This is a genomic window from Empedobacter sp. UBA7248 (assembly GCF_002472945.1).
In the GTDB taxonomy this organism is placed as follows: domain Bacteria; phylum Bacteroidota; class Bacteroidia; order Flavobacteriales; family Weeksellaceae; genus Empedobacter; species Empedobacter falsenii_C.
In genome coordinates this window covers 173,559-194,005 of sequence record NZ_DKSU01000003.1, presented here as the reverse complement: position 1 = coordinate 194,005, position 20,447 = coordinate 173,559, and the positions used below count along the sequence as shown (strand labels likewise).

Annotated in this window: 19 protein-coding genes; 12 read left to right on the top strand and 7 right to left on the bottom strand. The window is 31.4% G+C overall.

All coding sequences use genetic code 11. From position 1 onward, the window contains the following. Positions 1-51: 51 nt before the first annotated feature. Positions 52-507, bottom strand: coding sequence for a hypothetical protein (locus B4A23_RS01920; RefSeq protein WP_180906307.1), 456 nt, complete (start codon positions 505-507; stop codon positions 52-54). Between the two features lie 54 nt (positions 508-561). Next, positions 562-1,125, bottom strand: coding sequence for an NADPH-dependent FMN reductase (locus B4A23_RS01915; RefSeq protein WP_291116224.1), 564 nt, complete (start codon positions 1,123-1,125; stop codon positions 562-564). Positions 1,126-1,272: 147 nt separating this feature from the next. Here B4A23_RS01915 and B4A23_RS01910 point away from each other — a divergent pair, with 147 nt between their 5' ends. The 7 genes from B4A23_RS01910 (at position 1,273) to B4A23_RS01880 (ending at position 10,313) form a co-directional block, all read left to right on the top strand. Beyond that, on the top strand, positions 1,273-1,800 hold the full coding sequence (locus B4A23_RS01910) for a GNAT family N-acetyltransferase (protein ID WP_291116221.1): 528 nt from the start codon (positions 1,273-1,275) through the stop codon (positions 1,798-1,800). 123 nt (positions 1,801-1,923) lie between these two features. Next, on the top strand, positions 1,924-2,571 hold the full coding sequence (locus B4A23_RS01905; protein ID WP_291116218.1) for a 2OG-Fe(II) oxygenase: 648 nt from the start codon (positions 1,924-1,926) through the stop codon (positions 2,569-2,571). A 193-nt stretch (positions 2,572-2,764) separates the two neighbouring features. Beyond that, positions 2,765-3,442: a response regulator transcription factor gene (locus B4A23_RS01900; RefSeq protein WP_291116215.1), complete on the top strand. Its 678-nt coding sequence runs from the start codon at positions 2,765-2,767 to the stop codon at positions 3,440-3,442. A gap of 3 nt (positions 3,443-3,445) precedes the next feature. Then, a complete protein-coding gene (locus B4A23_RS01895) occupies positions 3,446-4,783 on the top strand; it encodes a sensor histidine kinase (protein ID WP_291116212.1) in 1,338 nt (445 codons plus the stop codon). A 72-nt stretch (positions 4,784-4,855) separates the two neighbouring features. After that, the gene (locus B4A23_RS01890) at positions 4,856-6,106 is read left to right on the top strand and encodes a TolC family protein (RefSeq protein ID WP_291116209.1); all 1,251 of its coding nucleotides are present in this window, start codon (positions 4,856-4,858) and stop codon (positions 6,104-6,106) included. A gap of 4 nt (positions 6,107-6,110) precedes the next feature. Continuing rightward, positions 6,111-7,205: an efflux RND transporter periplasmic adaptor subunit gene (locus tag B4A23_RS01885; protein ID WP_291116206.1), complete on the top strand. Its 1,095-nt coding sequence runs from the start codon at positions 6,111-6,113 to the stop codon at positions 7,203-7,205. Then, positions 7,206-10,313 carry an efflux RND transporter permease subunit gene (locus B4A23_RS01880; protein WP_291116203.1) on the top strand — a complete coding sequence of 1,036 codons (3,108 nt, stop codon included), beginning with the start codon at positions 7,206-7,208 and terminating at the stop codon, positions 10,311-10,313. A gap of 79 nt (positions 10,314-10,392) precedes the next feature. On the opposite strand, the gene trxB is transcribed toward B4A23_RS01880, so the two are convergent. Together trxB and holA are read right to left on the bottom strand one after the other, a co-directional pair. After that, the gene (gene trxB / locus B4A23_RS01875) at positions 10,393-11,337 is read right to left on the bottom strand and encodes a thioredoxin-disulfide reductase (protein WP_135834533.1); all 945 of its coding nucleotides are present in this window, start codon (positions 11,335-11,337) and stop codon (positions 10,393-10,395) included. A 71-nt stretch (positions 11,338-11,408) separates the two neighbouring features. Then, a complete protein-coding gene (gene holA, locus B4A23_RS01870; RefSeq protein ID WP_291116200.1) occupies positions 11,409-12,419 on the bottom strand; it encodes a DNA polymerase III subunit delta in 1,011 nt (336 codons plus the stop codon). 3 nt (positions 12,420-12,422) lie between these two features. On the opposite strand from holA, the gene B4A23_RS01865 reads away from it, so the two are divergent. Continuing rightward, entirely contained in the window at positions 12,423-12,875 is a 453-nt protein-coding gene (locus B4A23_RS01865) for a type I restriction enzyme HsdR N-terminal domain-containing protein (RefSeq protein WP_291116197.1), read from the top strand. A 377-nt stretch (positions 12,876-13,252) separates the two neighbouring features. Next, positions 13,253-13,678 carry a hypothetical protein gene (locus B4A23_RS01860; RefSeq protein WP_291077737.1) on the top strand — a complete coding sequence of 142 codons (426 nt, stop codon included), beginning with the start codon at positions 13,253-13,255 and terminating at the stop codon, positions 13,676-13,678. Positions 13,679-13,741: 63 nt separating this feature from the next. Here B4A23_RS01860 and B4A23_RS01855 read toward each other — a convergent pair whose 3' ends face one another. The 3 genes from B4A23_RS01855 to B4A23_RS01845 form a co-directional block, all read right to left on the bottom strand. Further along, positions 13,742-14,377 (bottom strand): carbonic anhydrase, encoded by a 636-nt coding sequence (locus B4A23_RS01855; protein ID WP_280051755.1) that lies wholly within the window; start codon positions 14,375-14,377, stop codon positions 13,742-13,744. 49 nt (positions 14,378-14,426) lie between these two features. Further along, complete coding sequence (locus tag B4A23_RS01850) at positions 14,427-15,971, bottom strand: SulP family inorganic anion transporter (RefSeq protein ID WP_038333625.1); 1,545 nt, start codon at positions 15,969-15,971, stop codon at positions 14,427-14,429. A 103-nt stretch (positions 15,972-16,074) separates the two neighbouring features. Beyond that, positions 16,075-16,434, bottom strand: coding sequence for a hypothetical protein (locus B4A23_RS01845; protein WP_286500883.1), 360 nt, complete (start codon positions 16,432-16,434; stop codon positions 16,075-16,077). 189 nt (positions 16,435-16,623) lie between these two features. On the opposite strand from B4A23_RS01845, the gene B4A23_RS01840 reads away from it, so the two are divergent. The 3 genes from B4A23_RS01840 to B4A23_RS01830 all read left to right on the top strand — a co-directional run bounded on the left by B4A23_RS01840 (position 16,624) and on the right by B4A23_RS01830 (position 20,415). Then, positions 16,624-17,463: a hypothetical protein gene (locus B4A23_RS01840; RefSeq protein WP_291116192.1), complete on the top strand. Its 840-nt coding sequence runs from the start codon at positions 16,624-16,626 to the stop codon at positions 17,461-17,463. 185 nt (positions 17,464-17,648) lie between these two features. Next, entirely contained in the window at positions 17,649-19,535 is a 1,887-nt protein-coding gene (locus B4A23_RS01835; RefSeq protein WP_291116156.1) for a S9 family peptidase, read from the top strand. Positions 19,536-19,713: 178 nt separating this feature from the next. Further along, positions 19,714-20,415: a hypothetical protein gene (locus B4A23_RS01830; RefSeq protein WP_291116154.1), complete on the top strand. Its 702-nt coding sequence runs from the start codon at positions 19,714-19,716 to the stop codon at positions 20,413-20,415. Positions 20,416-20,447 lie beyond the last annotated feature (32 nt).

Genomic DNA, 20,447 nt, shown 5'->3' with positions numbered 1-20,447 from the left:
AACAAAAAAGCTTTCTCAGATCTGAGAAAGCTTTTTTGTTTATTGTATTTTTTAGATCAAACCAAACTGTTTGAAATGATGTGTAAAGTGTTTTTTATGAAATGTTTTCCAATCTTCGTATCCAATATCATTTAAAACTGGATTGACAATTTTAGCATCAGGATTTTCTGTAAAATAAGAATGGAATTTATCAATTTCTTGTTCTAATTTTTCTATTGAAGCTTCTAAAGAAGGGTAACGTAAATCCAGCAAACCATCCATTCCGTTTGCTTTTATCCCTTTTTGCATTTCATGATCAGATTCTAATAAAAATGATTTGTATTGAGGAATTTGCTCTACAGGAATTCGACAAGGTACTGTTAAACCTCCATTTGAAATTTTAGTGGTTACAATCAAATGTTCAACCATATGTTGAGGTGTCATAATTCCCCATTCTGGCTGTTGATCTACTTTTAAACTTTTTAGTTTAGAAATAAGACTTGCTTTATCTTCAAAATTTAAAAACATATTTTTTCTGTGAAGTTAGTTAGTCGTATAATAATAATCAATAAAATTCAAGATTTATTTTGTTAGTTGTTCATACCATTTTACATATGCATCTACAAAATTCTGAATGAAACTTGTTGTTTTTTCGTTATTAAAATATCCATTTTCATCAAACACATCTGGTTTCAATTGTCCTAAATAGATTTCGGGTTGTTGCATAGTTGGAATATTCAAAAAGGTTAAGGATTGTCTCAAATGATGATTCGCTCCAAAACCACCTATAGCACCAGTAGAATTACTAATAACAGCACCAGGTTTGTTGTTCCAAACATTTTTTCCGAAAGGACGAGAAGCAACATCTAAAGCATTTTTTAGAACCGCTGGCATAGATCGATTATATTCTGGTGTGATAAAAATTAGGCCATCCAATTCAGAAACCTCTTTACGAAAAGCTGTGTAAGAATCAGGAACTTGATTATGATCATCAAAATCTTGGTTATAGAGTTCTAATTGTCCAATCTCAATAACTTTAAAGGTATATCCTTCGGGTGTCATTTTAATTAAGTTCTTAGCAATCTTTTTAGAATTTGCCTCCTTTCGTAGACTTCCTATAAAAAGTCCAATTGTTTTTTGAGTCATAATTTTATTGGTTTTTTAGTTAGACTAAAGTTAGCTATTTGATTTCATTTTAAGAAAATTTACTTGGAAATTTCAATGAATTAATTATCATTTTTAATGAATATGGTACAAGAAAAATGTAAATTAGTATTGTATTAAATAAAACAAATGATAAATATTCAGCCCAATTTAGAAAATGATTTGGTAGTGCTCCAACCGCTCAACGATAATGATTTTGAAGCCTTATATTTAGCTGCTTCCGATCCGAAAGTTTGGGAACAACATCCAAATAAAAATCGTTGGGAAAGAGAAGTTTTTATGAATTTTTTCGAAGGTGCAATTCAAAGCAAAGGCGCTTTCAAGATTATTGATAAACAGACAAATAAAGTTGTTGGTAGTTCTCGTTATTACGATTATGATGAACAAGATTTGTCTATTTTGGTTGGATATACGTTTTATTCGACAAATTGTTGGGGAAAAGGTTTTAATCCGTCTGTTAAGAAATTGATGTTTGATTATATTTTTCAGTTTGTTGACAAAATTTATTTGCATGTTGGTGCTGATAATATACGTTCGCAAATAGCAGTGGAGCGATTGGGTTGTAAAAAAGAGAAAGAAGAACAAATTGAATATTTTGGAGAAGAGCCAAAGTTAAATTTTATTTATCAATTGAATAAAGTTGACTGGTTTAAGTAATTGATAATTAAAACTATTTTTTGAGGACAGATTTTTTCTGTTCTTTTTTTTGAAAAAAACTTAAAAATATGATTATGTTTTTCGTAATAAAATATACTTTTACTGAAGTTTTCATAATAATGAATGAGTAATATTACATTAAACCCAATTTATGAAAAGATTATTGATGACTTATCAAATCAAAAATACTCTATTTCAGACTTTTTTTTCTCAACAGAGGAAACAAAGCAGCTTCGCGAAGCAATAATTCGAAAAGAAAATAAAAAAGATTTTCATCAAGCAGCCGTAGGAAGTTCGGTTAACGAACAAATTGTAAAATCAATCAGAGGCGATAAAATCAGATGGATTGATGAAGAAAATAAAACAGAAACAGAAGAAATTTTTTTCTCAAAAATCAATGATTTTATTGAGTATCTCAATTTAACATGCTACATGGGCATTGAGGAAAGTGAATTTCATTATGCCATTTATCCCGAAGGGACATTTTACCAAAAACATGTTGATGCTTTCAAGAATGATGATAGACGTACACTTTCTATTGTGTTGTATTTGAATGATGAAGAATGGAAAGATGAATTTGGCGGACAATTGACCTTGTATTTGGCAGATGAGAATAAGGCTGAAAAAGAATTAAATATTTTACCTCTTGCTGGACGTTTGGCTGTTTTTGATAGTAAAAGTATTCCACACGAAGTAAAAACCGTCCATCGACCAAGATATAGTATTACAGGTTGGTTGAAAACTAGAGGGAATATTTTAACGTATTTGTAACAAAATCTGTAGTGCTTCGAGATTTCAATCTCTATTCACAATAGATAAATATTGGCATCAATTTGAACGATTTAAACAATAAAAACAAAGCTCAACCATTGGTTGAGCTTTTTAAATTAAAAAACAATTAGAAAATACTTTAAATTCATTTTGTCTTAATCAATTTCATTAATTTTGAAAAAATGGAAAGTGTATGCAAATTTTAGTAATCGAAGATGATAAGCGAATTAGCGATTTTTTAATCAAAGGATTAGAAGAAAATGGGCATTTGGTTACGCTTTGTAAAGATGCAGAAACTGTTTTAGATGAATTTCTTACGATTCAGTTTGATTTGATTATTTGCGATATTATGTTACCAAAAATGGATGGAATTCAGCTTGTACAAACACTTCGTTATAAAAAAATATTCACGCCAATATTGATGTTAAGCGCATTGAATACAGTTCAAGATAAAGTTTCGGCTTTGGATTATGGAGCAGATGATTACATTACAAAACCATTTCATTTCGACGAATTATTATCGCGAATCAAGGCTTTAACGCGCCGAAATCAGTTTCGTTCGCAAAAAGTTCCTGAAAATAAATTGATTTTCGATGACTTAGAAATCGATTTGGATCAATATAAAGTTTTTGTCAATCAAGAAGAAACAGAACTTTCTCCTCGTGAATTTAAGTTGTTGAATTATTTAATCGAAAATATAGATAAAACCGTTACTCGTATCCAAATTTTAAACGCTGTTTGGGGAATAACATTCGATAATCACACCAATGTTGTGGATGTTTACATTTCGTATTTGCGTAATAAAATCGAGAAAAATGGTACGAAATATATTCATACAGTAAAAGGCGTTGGTTATATGTTTAAAGCCTAATTTATGAAATTAAAACACCGATTAGCGCTTTATTCAGTCGTTATTTTCAGTATAATTATTCTGATTGTTTCTACAATTATTTATTTTTCTTTTTATACCGAAATGGAGAAAAAAGAGATCAAATCATTGCAGAATAAGACACTATTGGCTTCTATTTATTATTTAGAAAAAGACGAATTACCTGTTTTAGAACACAATAATATCAAAAGCCAATTAGAGAAGACGATTTCCCGAAAAAATATTTTAATTGTTGATCATAACAACAAAAAGTACAATGGAAATATGTCTTCAAACAATGATATTTCAACCAATTTTATAGAAAATATTCGTGCCAATAAATCCGATTTTTTTACAAGTAAAGATTTCTTTTATAACGGAATTTTTTATCATGATAACGAAGGTGATTTTGTTGTAATCACGCGTGAATCTAAACAAGAATTTAATGAACAAATGCAATCGTTACTTCAAATTTTGATTTCGGTCTCATTGATTGGGTTAATTTTTATTTATCTATTTTCTAATTTTTTAGGAATAATTGCTTATGAACCGATTACAAAAATTATTGAGCAAATAAAAGAACGTGATGCGAAGAATTTTACAGAACCTTTAAAGCTCAATAAGTCGTATGCAGAGATTGAAGATTTAATCAAAACCTACAATCATTTTATTGATCGAATGGCACAAACTTTTAATGTACAAAAGAATTTTATCGATTATGTTTCGCACGAATTACGAACGCCAATTACTGCATTATTAGGAACTTTAGAAGTAACGAATCATAAAAAAAGAACGCTCGAAGAATACGAAAACGTGATTGTACAACTGAAGCAATATACCAATGATTTGCAAGAAACGTTAGACCAAATGATGTTACTTTCGGGAGCAAAAACGAGTTTTGAATTTAGTCAAATTCGAATTGATGAAGTAGTTTGGCAAGTGATTGAAAATGCTATTTTGTATCATCAAGCACATATAAATGTGGATTTACAAGTCGAAAATAATCAATTGTTAACCATTCAAGGAAATGAAAAATTATTAGAAGTTGCGTTGAATAATTTAGTAAGTAACGCAATAAAATATTCGAACAATCAACCGATTTTAGTACAGTTTTTGGAAATTAATCATCGTTTGCAAATTCATATTTCCGATTTAGGAATTGGTATTTTAGAAACTGATATCAAACAAATTAAACAAAACTTTTTTCGAGGTAAAAACACGCAAGATTTTCAAGGAAAAGGTATTGGGCTTTCGATGGCGAATATTATTTTTACACTTCATCAAATTGATATCGAAATTGTTCCGAATAAACCTAAAGGAACGATTGTTAAACTCATTTTCTAATCTACTTTTAATTTAACTTAAAACTCACCTTAATCTTACACTTTTACTTTTGAATTTTCAAAAAGAGTAGAAGTGAAGAAGATCTATTATACAGCAATTCCAATTGTTCTTGCGATACAAACACAGGCGCAAAACATAACGTTGGACAATTTAGAAGCAGCGTTTTTACAAAAAAATTACGCGCTTATTGCGAATAAATTCAATGTAGACAGAATTGATGCTGAAATTATTCAGGAGAAATTATGGCAAAACCCAACGTTGAGTATTTCTGAGGTTAATCTTTGGAAAACTTATAATGTAGAAGAACAGCCTTATTTATTCGGTAAATACGGGAAAAATCAACAAATTTCTGTCGAATTAGAGCAATTAATTGAAACCGCTGGTAAACGAAAAAAGCGTGTTGCGATTAAAGAATTAGAGAAGAATTCGGCACTTTTTGAGTATGAGGAATTGTTGCGTGAGCTGAAAAAGGAATTAAGACAAACATATTTTTCGTTGGCGCGTATTCAATCTGAAAAGAAAGAATTGCAAAATAGCGTTGATTTGTTTGAACAAATGATGACTCAATATCAGCGACAAGCAGATTTAAAAAATGTTCCCAAAGCAGATTTTTACAGACTTCAAACCGAATTAATTGGTTTACAAAAAGATCAAATTGAGCTAGAAAATCAAGAAATTGAATACATCAATAAACTTCGATTGTTAACGCAAAACTCAGATTTAAATGTAAATGAAATCGATTTTTCAAGATTCAATTCTCATTCCAAATCAATTCCATTTGATGCAAAACAATTAGCAAAAGAGCAAAATATAGCGTTAAAAAAACAAGAAAATGAAATTAATTTAGCTGAAAAACAATTGATTTTAGAAAAAGCGCAACGCACACCAGATTTGGCTTTTCAAGTAAATTATGATCGAGGTGGAAATATTATGCGAGATTTTGTAGGAGTTGGAGTTAGTATGGATTTACCAATTTTCAATACAAATAAAGGAAATATAAAAGCTGCTGAAATTGCAGTTAATCAACAACAGATTACAAAAAGTACAATTGATTTTGAATTGAATAATACAATTGACCGAATTAGCAATCAAATCAATCAATTAGATAAAGCGATTATTCAATGGAAGAAAATGAATAAACAAGATCAATTGACAATGATTGAAAATTATAAAAAACATTTACAAAACAAACAAATTACTTTACTAGAGTTTATAGATTTTATACAAGCTTATCGAGAATCTCAACAAGCTTATTTTGATTTGTTAGAGAATTATCAAAAGACATTCGAAGAATTAAATTATATCGTTGGACAAGATTTATAAAATGATGAAAAAAACTTTTTATTTTTTAGCTGCTTTTACTTTGGTTTTAAGTAGTTGTAAAAAGCAAGAAACCGAGAAAGAAACGGTAAAAGAAAACAAATTTTGTTTAAATGATCAGTTGAAAAAGTCAACCGAAATTGTACCAGTTTTACAGCAACCAATTCACGAACAATTAACCTTATCGGGAAAAATTGAATACAACGAAAATGATTTAGTTGGCTTTAAAAGTTTGCTACAAGGTGTGGTAGATAAAGTGAATTTTGAATTAGGCGATTATGTGCGTCAAGGTCAAGTGCTGGCAGTTGTAAAATCGAATGAAGTACTAGATTTGGTGCAGCAAAAGCGTTATCATCAAAATCAAATGGATTTGATTCGAAAACAAATCAAGTCGAAAAAAGAATTATTGAATGATGGAATGGCTTCTCAGCCCGAAGTTACAGAGGCAGAACACGAATTACAATCAGCGCAAATTGAAATTGATAAAATCAATGCTACCTTGAAGATGTATCGTGCAGTTGGCAATGGTCAATTCCAGATTTTATCACCTAAAAATGGTTATATCGTTCAGAAAAACATTAGCGTTGGTCAATCTATTATTTCTGATTCAGATGAAAATCTTTTTTCTATTTCAAATCTAAAACAGGTTTGGGTAATGGTAAATATTTACGCAAATAATCTGCAATATGTAAAAAAAGGTGATGCTGTAAAAGTGAAATCGATGGCGTATCCTGATCGTATTTATGTTGGAAAAATTGATAAAATATACAATGTTTTTGATGAAAATGAACACGTTTTGAAAGCGCGTGTTGTATTGGAAAATCAAGATTTGAACTTGATGCCAGGTTTGAGTGCAGATATTATTATCGATAAACAAAATATTGTTGGAAATGCATTTGCAATACCAAACAAAGCCAAAGTTTTTGAGAACAATAAGGAATATGTGGTGGTATATAAAAATGATTGTACAATGGAAATCCGAAAAATTACGACGATTGGTCAGAATGAAGAATACACATTTGTTAGCGAAAAGTTTGCACCAAATGAGAAAGTTATTTCTCGAAACGCTCTAATGATATTTGAGGAACTAAATAAACAATAAATGAAAAAGTTAGTACAATCAGTCGTAACTTTTTCGTTACGAAATACAACCTTTGTTTTATTTGCTGTATTTGCATTACTCTTTGCAGGTATATTTTCTTTAAAACATACACCAATAGAAGCATTTCCAGATGTAACGAATACTAGAGCTCGTATCATAACACAATGGCCAGGAAGAAGTGCTGAGGAAATGGAAAAATTGGTGACTTTACCAGTTTCAAAAGTAATGAATAGTATTCCGCATAAGTCAAATATTCGTTCTATTTCTCTTTTCGGGTTATCTGTTGTTACTGTTCAGTTTGAAGATGGAGTAGATGATTTTTATGCACAACAATACGTATCGAATAAATTAAGTGGAGTTGATTTACCAGAAGGAGCCGATGCAGATATTGAACCACCTTCTGGTGCTACGGGAGAGATTTTTCGTTATGTGATCAAAAGTGATTTACCTATCAAGGAAGTTACAGCGATACAAGATTGGGTAATTGAGCGTGAATTGCTTTCTGTATCAGGAGTTGCAGATGTCGTAAGTTTTGGTGGTGAAGAAAAAACGTATGAAATTAAAATTAATCCAACCGAATTAAAGAATTATGATTTATCGCCTTTAGATGTTTATGAAGCGGTCTCTAAATCAAATATAAATGTTGGTGGAGATGTTATTCAACAAGGAGATCAAGCTTATGTGGTTCGTGGGGTAGGTTTGTTGGATAAGATAGAAGATATTGGGAATATCACAGTGAAACTGAATGGTTCTACACCAATTTTGATCAAAAATGTAGCAGATGTTGTTGTTTCAAATAAACCTAGATTAGGGCAAGTTGGTTACAACAAGCACGATGACATGGTTGAAGGAATTGTAGTGATGTTGCGTGGTGAAAATCCATCCGAAGTCATTGGAAATCTGAAAGCAAAGATTGAAGAATTAAACACAAGAACTTTACCAGATAATGTAAAAATTGAAACAGTTGTAGATCGTACCAAATTGGTTGATAATACAGTACATACGGTTTCTAAAAATATTATTGAAGGTATTTTACTAGTTTCATTAATTGTTTTTGTTTTTTTATATAATTGGAAATCAACATTTATTGTAGCTTCGGTTATTCCGCTTTCTTTTTTGTTTGCAATTATTATGTTGAAAATACAAGGATTACCAGCGAATTTAATTTCAATGGGATCATTGGATTTTGGACTATTATTAGAAGGAACTTTGGTAATTGTGGAAACAGTTTTTGTTGCTTTAGCAACCATGCAACATAAAGTAGGAGCAGAACGTTTCGCAAAAATGAGTAAAATGGGTGTTATAAAGAAAAGCGCAGGAAGTGTAGCTTCTTATATTTTCTTTGCTTTACTTATTCTTATTGTTGCTTTATTACCGATATTTTCATTCCAAAAAGTGGAAGGTAAAATGTTCTCTCCTTTAGCATTTACATTAGGATACGCATTATTAGGATCTTTAATATTAAGTCTAACTTATGTTCCTGCAATGTGTAAGTTGCTTTTTAAGAAAAATATGGAGGAGAAAGAGAACTTTATTACTCGATTTTTTCAGAAAACTATTTTCGGATTATATGAAACTGCATTTCGTTATAAAAAAGCAACAATAGGAATCTTTTTAGGGATTTTAGCTCTTTGTTTATTTAAGTTCTCGCATTATGGATCAGAATTTCTTCCGAAATTGAATGAAGGAGCAATTTACATTCGTGCAACTTTACCAAATAGTGTCAATTTACAAGAATCAACTCGATTAACAAAAGAGATGAAAGAGTTGATGCAGAAAGATTGTGATGAAATTGATTTTATTTTAACACAAACAGGTCGTCCAAATGATGGAACAGATCCAACAGGATTCTTTAATATTGAATTTAATATTCAATTAAAAGATAAAAAAGATTGGAAGCGCAAGGTTTCAAAAGAAGAGATTATTCAAGAGATGCGAGATAAACTGAATCATTATCCTGGAATTGTATTTGGATTTTCGCAACCAATTCAAGATAATGTTGAAGAATATGTCGCTGGTGTAAAAAGCTCATTAGTTATTAAGATTTTTGGTGATGATTTGTACGATTTAGAAAAATATGCAAATAAGGTAGCGTCATCTATCGAAAAAGTAAATGGAATAACGGATATCAATGTTTACAAAAATATTGGATTACCTGAACTTAGAATAGAATTGAGTGATTCAAAAATGGCGAAATATGGTATTAGTACAGCGGATGTTCAGGCAGTAATTGAAATGACAATTGGTGGACAAGCAGCTACTAAGTTTTATGAAAATGATCGACAGTTTGATGTTATTCTTCGTTTTCAGGAAGCTTATAGAGATACTCCTGAGAAAATTGGAAATATCTTGATTCCGACAAGTAACGGGAACAATGTTCCTTTGCAGGAAATAGCTACAATTGGTTATCAAACAGGACCTGCTTTTATTTATCGAGAAGGAAATAGTCGATATATCGGTGTAGGATTCAGTATAGAAGGTCGTGATTTAGGAAGTACAATCGATGAAGCGAAGAAAGTAGTGGCCAAAGAAGTTAAATTACCGAAAGAAAATTACATGGAATGGGCTGGTGAATTCGAAAGTAAAGAGCGCGCAGCAAAGCAATTAGCAATGGTCGTTCCCATTTCGTTAGTTTTGATTTTATTATTATTGTACACTAATTTCGGAAATGTAAAAGACACAGCGATAGCTGCATTAACACTGCCTTTTGCTTTTATTGGAGGATTTATTTCGCTTTGGGTAACAGGAACTATTTTTGGTATATCTGCGGGAATAGGTTTTATTATTCTTTTTGGAGTAGCAACAATTGATGGAATTGTTTTAATTGGTGTTATTCGAGATAATTTAAAACATAAAATGCAATTAAAAGAAGCAATAGTTAATGGTGTTAAAAGTAGAATACGCCCTGTTGTGATGATTGCGCTTATGGGATCGATGGGATTATTACCTGCAGCACTTTCTACCGGAATGGGATCAGAAATTCAAAAGCCTTTGGCAATTATGATTGTAGGAGGATTAATCATTTGTTTAATCCTATCCTTTACAATTCTTCCAGTTGTATTTTATTATGCCTATAGAAAAGAATATCAACAGAAATTCCTGAAATAATTTGTAGTTGTTTATTTTATTAAAAAAAATAGCGAGCATTAGCTCGCTATTTTTGTATTTATATATTTCTTCTGAAAAATTATGCTTCAAAAAATTCTGCAACATAACGTTCGGCGTCTAATGCCGCAGCACAACCAGAACCAGCAGCAGTAATTGCTTGTCTGTAAACAGAATCTTGTACATCACCAGCAGCAAAAACACCTGGTACATTTGTTTTGTACGAACGATCTTGCGTGATTAAATATCCCGTTTCGTCCATATCCAATTTACCTTGGAATAATTCTGTATTTGGTTTATGTCCAATCGCGATAAAAACTCCATCAACGATTAATTCTTTTTCTTCGTTTGTAACATTGTTGATGATTTTAGCTTTCTCAACAACATTGTTTCCTTCCAAACCAATTAATTCGTGGTTATATAAAACCTCTAAATTATGCGTATTTGCAACACGATCTTGCATCGCTTTAGACGCGCGCATTTCTTCTTTACGAACCAATAAATAAACCTTGTTACAAAGTTTTGATAAGTAAGTTGCTTCTTCAGCAGCCGTATCACCACCACCAACTACCGCAACATCTTTACCGCGGTAAAAGAAACCATCGCAAGTTGCACAAGCTGAAACTCCACTACCAGCGTATTTAGTTTCATCATCTAAACCTAAATATTTCGCAGTTGCACCAGTCGAAATAATGATAGAACGCGCTTGGTAAGTTCCATTGTTCGATTTTACAGTATGTACATCACCTTCCTTTTCTCCAAAAGTTACTTCCGTTACATATTCGTATTTTATTTCAGTTCCAAAACGCTCAGCTTGTTTTTGTAAATCAGCCATCAATTCTGGTCCTGTAACTGCTTCTGGATAACCTGGGAAATTCTCAACATCTGTAGTTGTTGTTAATTGTCCACCTGGCTCCATACCAGTTAAAATCAAAGGATTCATGTTCGCGCGTGCAGCATAAATTCCCGCTGTATAACCAGCAGGTCCAGATCCTATTATGATAACATCTCTTACGTTATTTTCCATTGTGTTGTTTTATTTTTTTACAAATTTAGTATTTCTTATTTATTTTTTTCGATTCTATAAATAGATGAAAATTATAGATTCATAATTTTATACACTAATTCAATCAATAATTGGCTTGGCGTCACATTTCCAGTAGTTCCAACACCTTTTCCTTTCAAATCATATTCGCGTATGAATGAGATAATTCTCGTAGCTTTTTTTAGAGGATAATTACTCGCAGCCGTCATCATTCCTTGTACAAAATACGGATTAATTCCTAATACTTTTGCCAAATTTTGCTTCGATTTATCTGGCGTAACATGTATTTGAATGATGTTAGTAAACAGATTAAAAATTGTTGTGATTGAAACGACGTACGGGTTATCCTTTGGATTTTTCTCGAAATATTTAATGATTTTGAATGCTTTTTCGATGTTCTTCGTTTCGATTGCATTGCGAAGTTCAAAAACATTATAATCTTTACTAATCCCAATATGTTCCTCAATATGATTTGGTGTGATGGTTTTATCTGCACCAACAATTGTAAAGAGTTTTTCTAATTCATTATTCAAACGAGATAAATCAGCTCCCACATATTCTGTCAACAAAAACTTTGCTTTTGGTTCAATCTTAAATTGATTAGCTGCAACTTTCTGTTCTATCCAAGCTGGTAACTCGTTTTCATAAATTTTTTTGAATTCGTGGTAATACCCTTTTTCATTCAGAACTTTGTAGATTTTCTTTCGTTTATCAAGTGAATTTCCTTTGTAATTGATAATTAAAACCGTCGAATCTTGTACTTGATTTGCATACATTTCCAACTGATCTATGGAACGGCTAAGATGTTGCGCTTCTTTTACAATGACTACAGATTTTTCTGCACCCATCGGATATTGACGAGCCATTCCAATCAATTGTCCAACCTCTACATCTTGTCCGTAAACTATTGTTTGATTAAAACCTTTTTCTTCTTCTGGTAAAATATTCGCCTCCAATAAATCAGTTACCTGATCGATGAAAAACGGCTCGTCGCCCGCTAAGAAGTAAATCGGTTTATAGTTTTTGTTTTTTATATCTTTGATCAAAGATTCTACAGGACTCATACAATGACTGAATTAGTACAATTAAATTTTTCCGAAAAATACCAAATAAGATTGAAACAAGCCCAAGATAAATTGTATATCTTTTGTTTGATTCGAAAAAAATGGTTTGTCTATACGCCCGAAGAATGGGTTAGGCAACACGTTCTGAATTATTTAATCAACGATTTGGGTTATTCTACTTCTGCGATTGCGTTGGAAGTTGCAATTGATATTACAGGAATGCGAAAACGTGCAGATATTGTCGTTTATCAGCAAGAAAAACCATTTATTATGGTGGAATGTAAAGCGCCACATATTGCAATTTCGCAAGCAACTTTTGATCAAATAGCACGTTACAATATTGTGTTAGGTTCTCAATTGTTGATGGTAACAAATGGTTTGAATCATTTTTATTGTATGATGGATTTTGTTCAAAAAAGATATAACTTCTTGAAAGAGTTGCCGAAGAAAGGATAATTTGAAAATGAGCTAATGTGTTGATGTGAAAATTTGTCAATTCGAGCGATTTTAATGGATCTTGACTACGTTTCAAACTTAGCTGACCACGTCCCGAACGTAGTCGACGTGGTTCTGAAGCAAGCTGAGTACGTTCCGAAGTAAGCTAGCTTTGTATTTTAGTAAGCTAATGAGGTTTTATACCTAGTTGATTACGTCCAGAACTTAGCTGACCATGTCAGGAACGTCAAATTTGGGGTTATGCAACCCCGTTCTCTTGGTTCGTAACCAAGCCAGCTTGGTAAAAGACACCGTCAGCTTAGTAAATAACCCTATCAGTTTGGTTGTGGACGTGGTTGAGATACTTGAGATAGTAAAAATTTAAAAACTTTGAAATTATGAAAACTTGTCAAATATTTAAGATTGATAACAAATTTATAATTGTAACATTATATAGATTAGAATCTTGGTCATATATTTCAAGTGAACCAATATTTATTTTACCTGATGATATTGATATTAAAATATTGTTAACAGAAGTGTTTGAATCACTTGAAAATAGTAGAGATATTTCAGAAAAAGAGGAAAATGAAATGTGGTTAGGACATGATTTATTAAAACTATTAAAAGTAAAATCGTTCTCTAAATTATATAAAGAATCAGTTGCCTGTATAGTTTCGTTGAATGAAAAGAACATTGAAGTAACACCTTATGAATTTTATTTTAAAACAAAAGGGTTGAGTGAAAAAATTGAAGATAGATTTATTGTAGAAATTGATAATATCAAATCACTTATTGAATATTTTTCTAATTATTTTAAATAACAACAAAAGCCACTCGCAGAGTGGCTTTTACATTACTAAAAAATATCTAAAGAATTAATTGTTTTATAACCAAGTTACAACGCCTGAATCTACACAGTAGTTTGCACCTATTATCTTGATTTTCCCTTCTTTTTCTAAGGTATTCAAGGTTGTACTTTGGTTACGAATATCTTCTATTGTTTGTATAACGTTTTGGTGATTTAATCTTTCTAATAAATCTGCATTTTTAGAAGAGCGTTCTTCACCATCTTTTATAATTTCGTCGATAATTGGATTGAAATGATCAACCAAATGACACAAATTATTCATTCCAGTTTTGTGAATTGCTTCAGCGTCTAATCCGCCTTTCAAAGCGCCACATTTAGAGTGTCCTAAGACAACAATCAATTTAGAACCAGCTACATTTGTTCCGAATTCCATCGAACCTAAAATATCTTGATTAACGAAATTACCAGCAATTCGTACACTAAAAATATCTCCTAAACCTTGATCGAAAATAAGTTCCGCAGAAGTACGGCTATCAATACAGCTCAAAACAACCGCAAACGGCCACTGTCCCTCTCTTGTGTCATTCACTTGCGAAAGTAAATCTCTGTTCGCTTTTAAATTTTGAACAAATCTTGCATTTCCTTCTTTTAAAAATTCTAACGCTTTATCTGGAGTTGTTGTCGCTTGAGTTTCTGATGTATGTGCTTTCATTATATTTAATTTTATTGTGTGTGTTTTAATTTTTATATGTTTTTACAGATTAATGAGCTCCGGCAACTAATACGTAACCAAAAAACTCTCTGAATGATGGTGGATTATCGACTGTTCCACGTTCGGAAATTAGTCGAATATTAATGTTATTATTTTTTGCTTTGACTTTAAACTCATCTAAATATTCAATAATATCATAATCTAAAATTCGTGTTTTACGAACATCTAATTCAAGATTAGAACCAGGTTTCAAACCATCTAATTCTTTTACAATTGCACCGCGGTTTACAAACGTTACCTCCTCAGCAAAATTCATATGGAAAACATTTCCTTCTTTCACCAACATTACGTGCGAGTTATTGTAAGATTTGATTAACGAAACCACTACACCAACAATAAGACCAATGATGATACCCTTTAATAAATCTGTTGCCAAAATTGCAATAACTGTTACTGCGAAAGGAATTAACTGATCTTTTCCTAATTTTTTCATGTCCAAGAATTGTTTCGGATTACCTAATTTGTATCCAATAACCAATAGAATAGAAGCTAAAACCGCATTTGGAATTAAATTTAAAAACATTGGAATAGAGATCACACTCACTAATAATAAAACACCGTGCGTAATTGTAGAAAGTTTTGTAAGCCCGCCACTCATTGCATTTGCAGATGAACGTACAATAACTTGCGTAACAGGTAAACCTCCAATTAAACCAGCTAAAGAGTTTCCGACACCTTGTGCAATCAATTCTCGATTTGTAGGTGTTTGACGCTTTAAAGGATCTAATTTATCAGTTGCTTCTACAGATAGTAAAGTTTCTAATGATGCTACAATTGCGATGGTAAATGCAACTTGCCAAACCATAGGATTTGTTAATCCAGAGGCGAAATCGGGCATAGTAAATTGTCCTAAGAAATCTGAAACACTTTCAGGAACAGGAACTTTTACTAATAAATTGTGGTCGATAGAAAATACTTCGTGGTTGGTATCACCAATTGTAACTTGGTACAAAATACCCACTAATACAGCTACTAATGATCCTGGTAATAATTTGAAAAAGTTTGATTTTTTTCCTAAAATATTATCCCAAACAATCAAGATAAATAAAGAGATTGCTGTAATAATAATCGCTCCTGGCGTGATAAAATCTAAACTAAAATTACTAAAACTAAACGTTTCTGTATATCCTAACGCTAACGGAATTTGTTTCAAGAAAATTGAAATACCAATCGCGCACAACATTCCTTTAATCACCGAAGATGGAAAGTAATAACCAATAACTCCAGCCTTTAGAATACCTAGTAATATCTGAAAAATTCCGGCGATAACAACCGCGACTAAAAATAGTTCGTAAGCACCCAAATCTGTAATAGCAGTTAATACAATAACGACCAAACCAGCAGCTGGACCAGAAACACCAATTTGAGATTTAGAAATAAGACCAACAACAATTCCTCCTACAATTCCCGCAATAATTCCGGCAAATAAAGGCGCACCACTGGCCAACGCAACACCTAAACATAAAGGTAATGCAACGAAAAAGACAACAATACTCGCAGGTATGTCCTTTTTCCAATTTTGAAAAAGATTCATAATAGTTTTAAAATGAGTTATTTAATAATTTGAAATGATAAAAATAAATTTGCTGTCTATTCAATAGATTTGAATAGAATGATGCAAAAAATCAATTAAAAAATTAAATTAATTCAGGAGGTGGAGTTGTCACACCATTGTCTAAAGACGCATATGCATTAGAATGATGAAAATCCGAATGTGTAGTTTGTTTCACATTAAAAAATGTAAACAATTTTATTTCGTGGAAATAATGTATTTTTTCTGTGATTTCGCTCGAAGAATTTTTCTGATTATTTTCTTCTTCAGTTGAAGTTTGAGAAAACAAAGCTTTTTGATCATTGTCAGAAGAATCTTTTTTGTCTTGTTGCTCCATTCTCATCTGATAATCTACATAACCCGCCAACCCTTGCATGTTCGTACTGAACACCAAAAGAAGCGTGAAAAAAATTCCAATGCTATGTTTTATCAGGTAGTCTTTCATTATGTCACAAAAATATATTTTAATTTTTAATTACAAAATAGAGAACATCATTTTTAATAAATATTTATCATTTTATTTTATGAGGCTTAACAATGTTTATTGATTTTAAATATTGTCTAGATATAAAATTGATATCATAAATCATTTTTACTCAATTTTTTTAAGAATAAATTTGCAAAAAGTTAAATTTTGAGAAAGTATATAAGTGTAATGTTTTTAGTTGCTTTAGTTGCAACTACTTTCGGGCAAGGAAAAAATAATAAAGGTAAATTTTATGTTTATTGGGGTTGGAATCACGCGCAGTATACAAAATCAGATATTCAGTTCAAAGGAGATGGATACGATTTTAAGTTAGATAATGTAGCAGCTCATGACCGTCAAACTTCTTTTGGAATCAAGTATTTCAATCCAAGTTCTATGACGATTCCGCAATATAACTTCCGTTTAGGTTACTTTGTTTCTGATAATTGGAATATCTCTTTCGGGATTGACCACATGAAATATGTGATGGATCAAGACCAAGTTGTAAAAATGAATGGTCACATCAACACAGGTTCAGATTACGATGGAACATATAATAATGTTGATCAAAAATTAACAGAAGATTTCTTAACGTTTGAACATACAGATGGTTTGAACTATGCTAATTTAGAGGTTCGTCGTTTTGATAATATTCAGCATTTCCCAATTACAAAAAATGGAAAAGGAATCGATGTTAACGTAACAGCTGGTTTGGGAGCAGGGATTTTATATCCACGTTCTAACGTAAAATTGATGGGTAACGAACGTTATGATGAGTTTCACTTAGCAGGTTTTGCAACAGCTGCAATGGTTGGGATCAACTTTACTTTCTGGGATTATTTCTTTGTACAAGCCGAATTAAAAGGTGGATATGCTAATTTGAGTGATATTCGTACAACTGCAAACAAAGCTGATAAAGCAAAACAGGATATTGTGTTCTCTCAACAAAATTTAGTTTTTGGAGCAATTATTCCAGTTTTTACTCATAAAAATAAGTTAAACTTTTAATTAAGTAGTTTAATATAAAATATATAGCCTAATTTTAAGAATCGATTAGACGATTTGAAAAAAATTATTAGCGGAGACATCATTTAAGTACAATTTGTACTGGATGATGTCTTTTTTTATCTATAAATTTAACCTTTCTCGATAAAGAATTGTTACTTTTACAATTATTTAGATTTGAAATTAACATGAATAGATTTTCTGTATTAGTCGCAAGTATCTTGATATCGACAACAGCAATGGGACAAAAAGTAATGACGCCGGAACTTCTTTGGCAAGTAAAAAAAGTAGCTCCAGTTGGAGTAACAAAAGATCAAAAAAATCTGATTTACAAAGTAACTTCTACTAACGTAAAAACACAAGAAGATACATCGAAAACGTATATGATTTCGTTGGCAGGAGGAAAAGCTTCGGAAATCGAAGATTATAAAACACTTTTGGCTGATGAATCGTTGAATAAATCTCAACAATATAAAGCAGAAACTGATAAAGTTAAATTACAAAAGGTTTTTGGTTCTGATTATTATCCAGAAATGGACAAATCAAATGTGCAGATTTATAACGAATTAAATTACAGACATTGGGATACTTGGAATGATGGAAATTACGATCATTTATTTGTGTCAGAAAATAAAGAAGGTTCAACTAAAATTGATGTTTTAAAAGACGAACCATATTCAGTTTCAGAATTTGTTTGGACACCAGACGGAACAAAAGTTTTGTATGTTTCTAAGAAAAAATTCGGAACAGATTACGCATTAAGCACAAATACAGATATTTATCAATACGATTTAGTAACGAAAACGACGAAAAATATCACGGAAGGAAAAATGGGTTATGACAATACACCAAGTTTTTCTTCTCAAGGAGATTTTGCGTTTTTGAGCATGGAACGAGATGGTTACGAAGCAGATAAAAATGATTTAATCGTTCGTCGTGGTGATATCGAAATGAATATTACAAAACATTGGGACGGAACCGTACAAGGTTATAAATGGAGCAATGATGGTAACAAAATTTATTTCAATGCGCCAGTAGGAGGAACAATTCAATTATTTGAGGTTGATGTAAACTTCAAAATGAGAAAAATGCCTTTCATCAAACAAATTACAAAAGGTGATTTTGATATTGCTGATATCAAAGAAATTGTTGGTAATAAAGCAATTGTTACAAAAACAGATATTAATCACGCTGCAGAAATTTATGTGGTTGATTTGAAATCTGGAGCATTAACGCAATTAACAAACGAAAACAAAGATATCTTCGATAATATTGCGTTGAGTGATGTAAAAGCACGTAAAATTAAAACAACAGACGGAAAAGAAATGTTTGCATGGGTAATTTATCCGCCAAATTTCGATCCGAATAAAAAATACCCAATTTTATTGTATTGTCAAGGTGGACCACAATCTGCTTTAACTCAATTTTATTCTCCTCGTTGGAATTTCCAATTAATGGCAGCACAAGGGTATATTGTAATTGCGCCAAACCGTCGTGGAATGCCAGGTCATGGAGTAGAGTGGAATGAGCAAATTTCTAAAGATTGGGGAGGACAAGTAATGCAAGATTATTTGGCTGCGATTGATGATATTTCGAAGGAATCTTATGTAGATAAAGATCGTCGTGGTGCTGTTGGTGCGTCTTACGGAGGATATTCTGTTTATTATTTAGCAGGTATTCACGAAGGTCGTTTCAAATCTTTTATTGCACATAATGGTGTTTTCGATTTGAAATCGATGTACGGAACTACAGAAGAAATTTTCTTTACAAACTGGGACGCTGGTGGCGCTTGGTGGGAAACAAATAACAAAGCTGCGCAAAAAACGTACTCTAAATTTGATCCAAGTAGTACAGAATTAGTAAATAAATGGAATACGCCAATGTTAATTTATGTTGGAGGTCATGATTATCGTGTGCCAATGGGACAAGGGCAAGAGGCTTATCAAATTTTACAATTGAAAGGAATCAAATCTCGTTTCATTTATTTCCCTGAAGAAAATCACTGGGTGTTAAAACCACAAAATTCTGTGATTTGGCATACCGAATTTTTCAAATGGTTAAAAGAAACCTTGTAATTCAATTGATTTATAAATCATAACTATAATTTAAAAGTGCAATTTCTATAGAAATTGCACTTTTTTTATTTCTTTGAAAATCAATGACAATATCTAATAAACGAACCAATTATTTTTTTAAATTTTGTAGAGTAGAATAATCGTTGTAAATTCAAAAACATAAGTCAAAACCCAATTTATGAGTAAGGATAATAACAAAATATATTTTTCGAATAGCCCATTTACAAACGGACACAAAGTAATAGATTTTGTTTGGAGTGCTCGCCTTGATGAAAATTTTGACCTTTGGATGGATCTTCATTTAGAGTCAGATAATTATGACGAAGAAGAAGAATATAAAGATGATTTGGATGAAATAGATGACATTTCTGAAGAGAATGCCGAAAAGCAACTTTGGATTAATTATGATCACGCAATCATCTCGAGTACATATTGGAACAATAAAGGAATAAAGATTGAAAACGAAGCACAATTAGATTTTAATCAACTGAATAGAAAAACATTCGAAATTGATCCACTTCCAGTGAATTTGGACGAACCTGAAAACCTTGCTTTTGGTATTTCGATGTTAGGAAATGACACAGTTGCACAGCACGAAATTACGTTTTTAGATACAGAAGAATTTGGTGTTTTTGACATCAAATGGAAAGGGAAAATAGCCAATACTTATTTAGGAGAAACCGATTTTGATTACGATTTTTATGTCTATATGAAGAACATAAAATTTAACGGAATTAAAGTTCATCCATCGTTAGAAAAAGAAAAAGTTACAACATTTTTTGAGAAAAGTTTAACTCATTTTAGTGATTTCGAATTAGTAGATACCGATGAATTAGAGTTAGAAAACTATATTCTGAAAATTAAAAGACAAGAAGATTAAAAAATAAATTTACCTTAGATTCATAATTACAC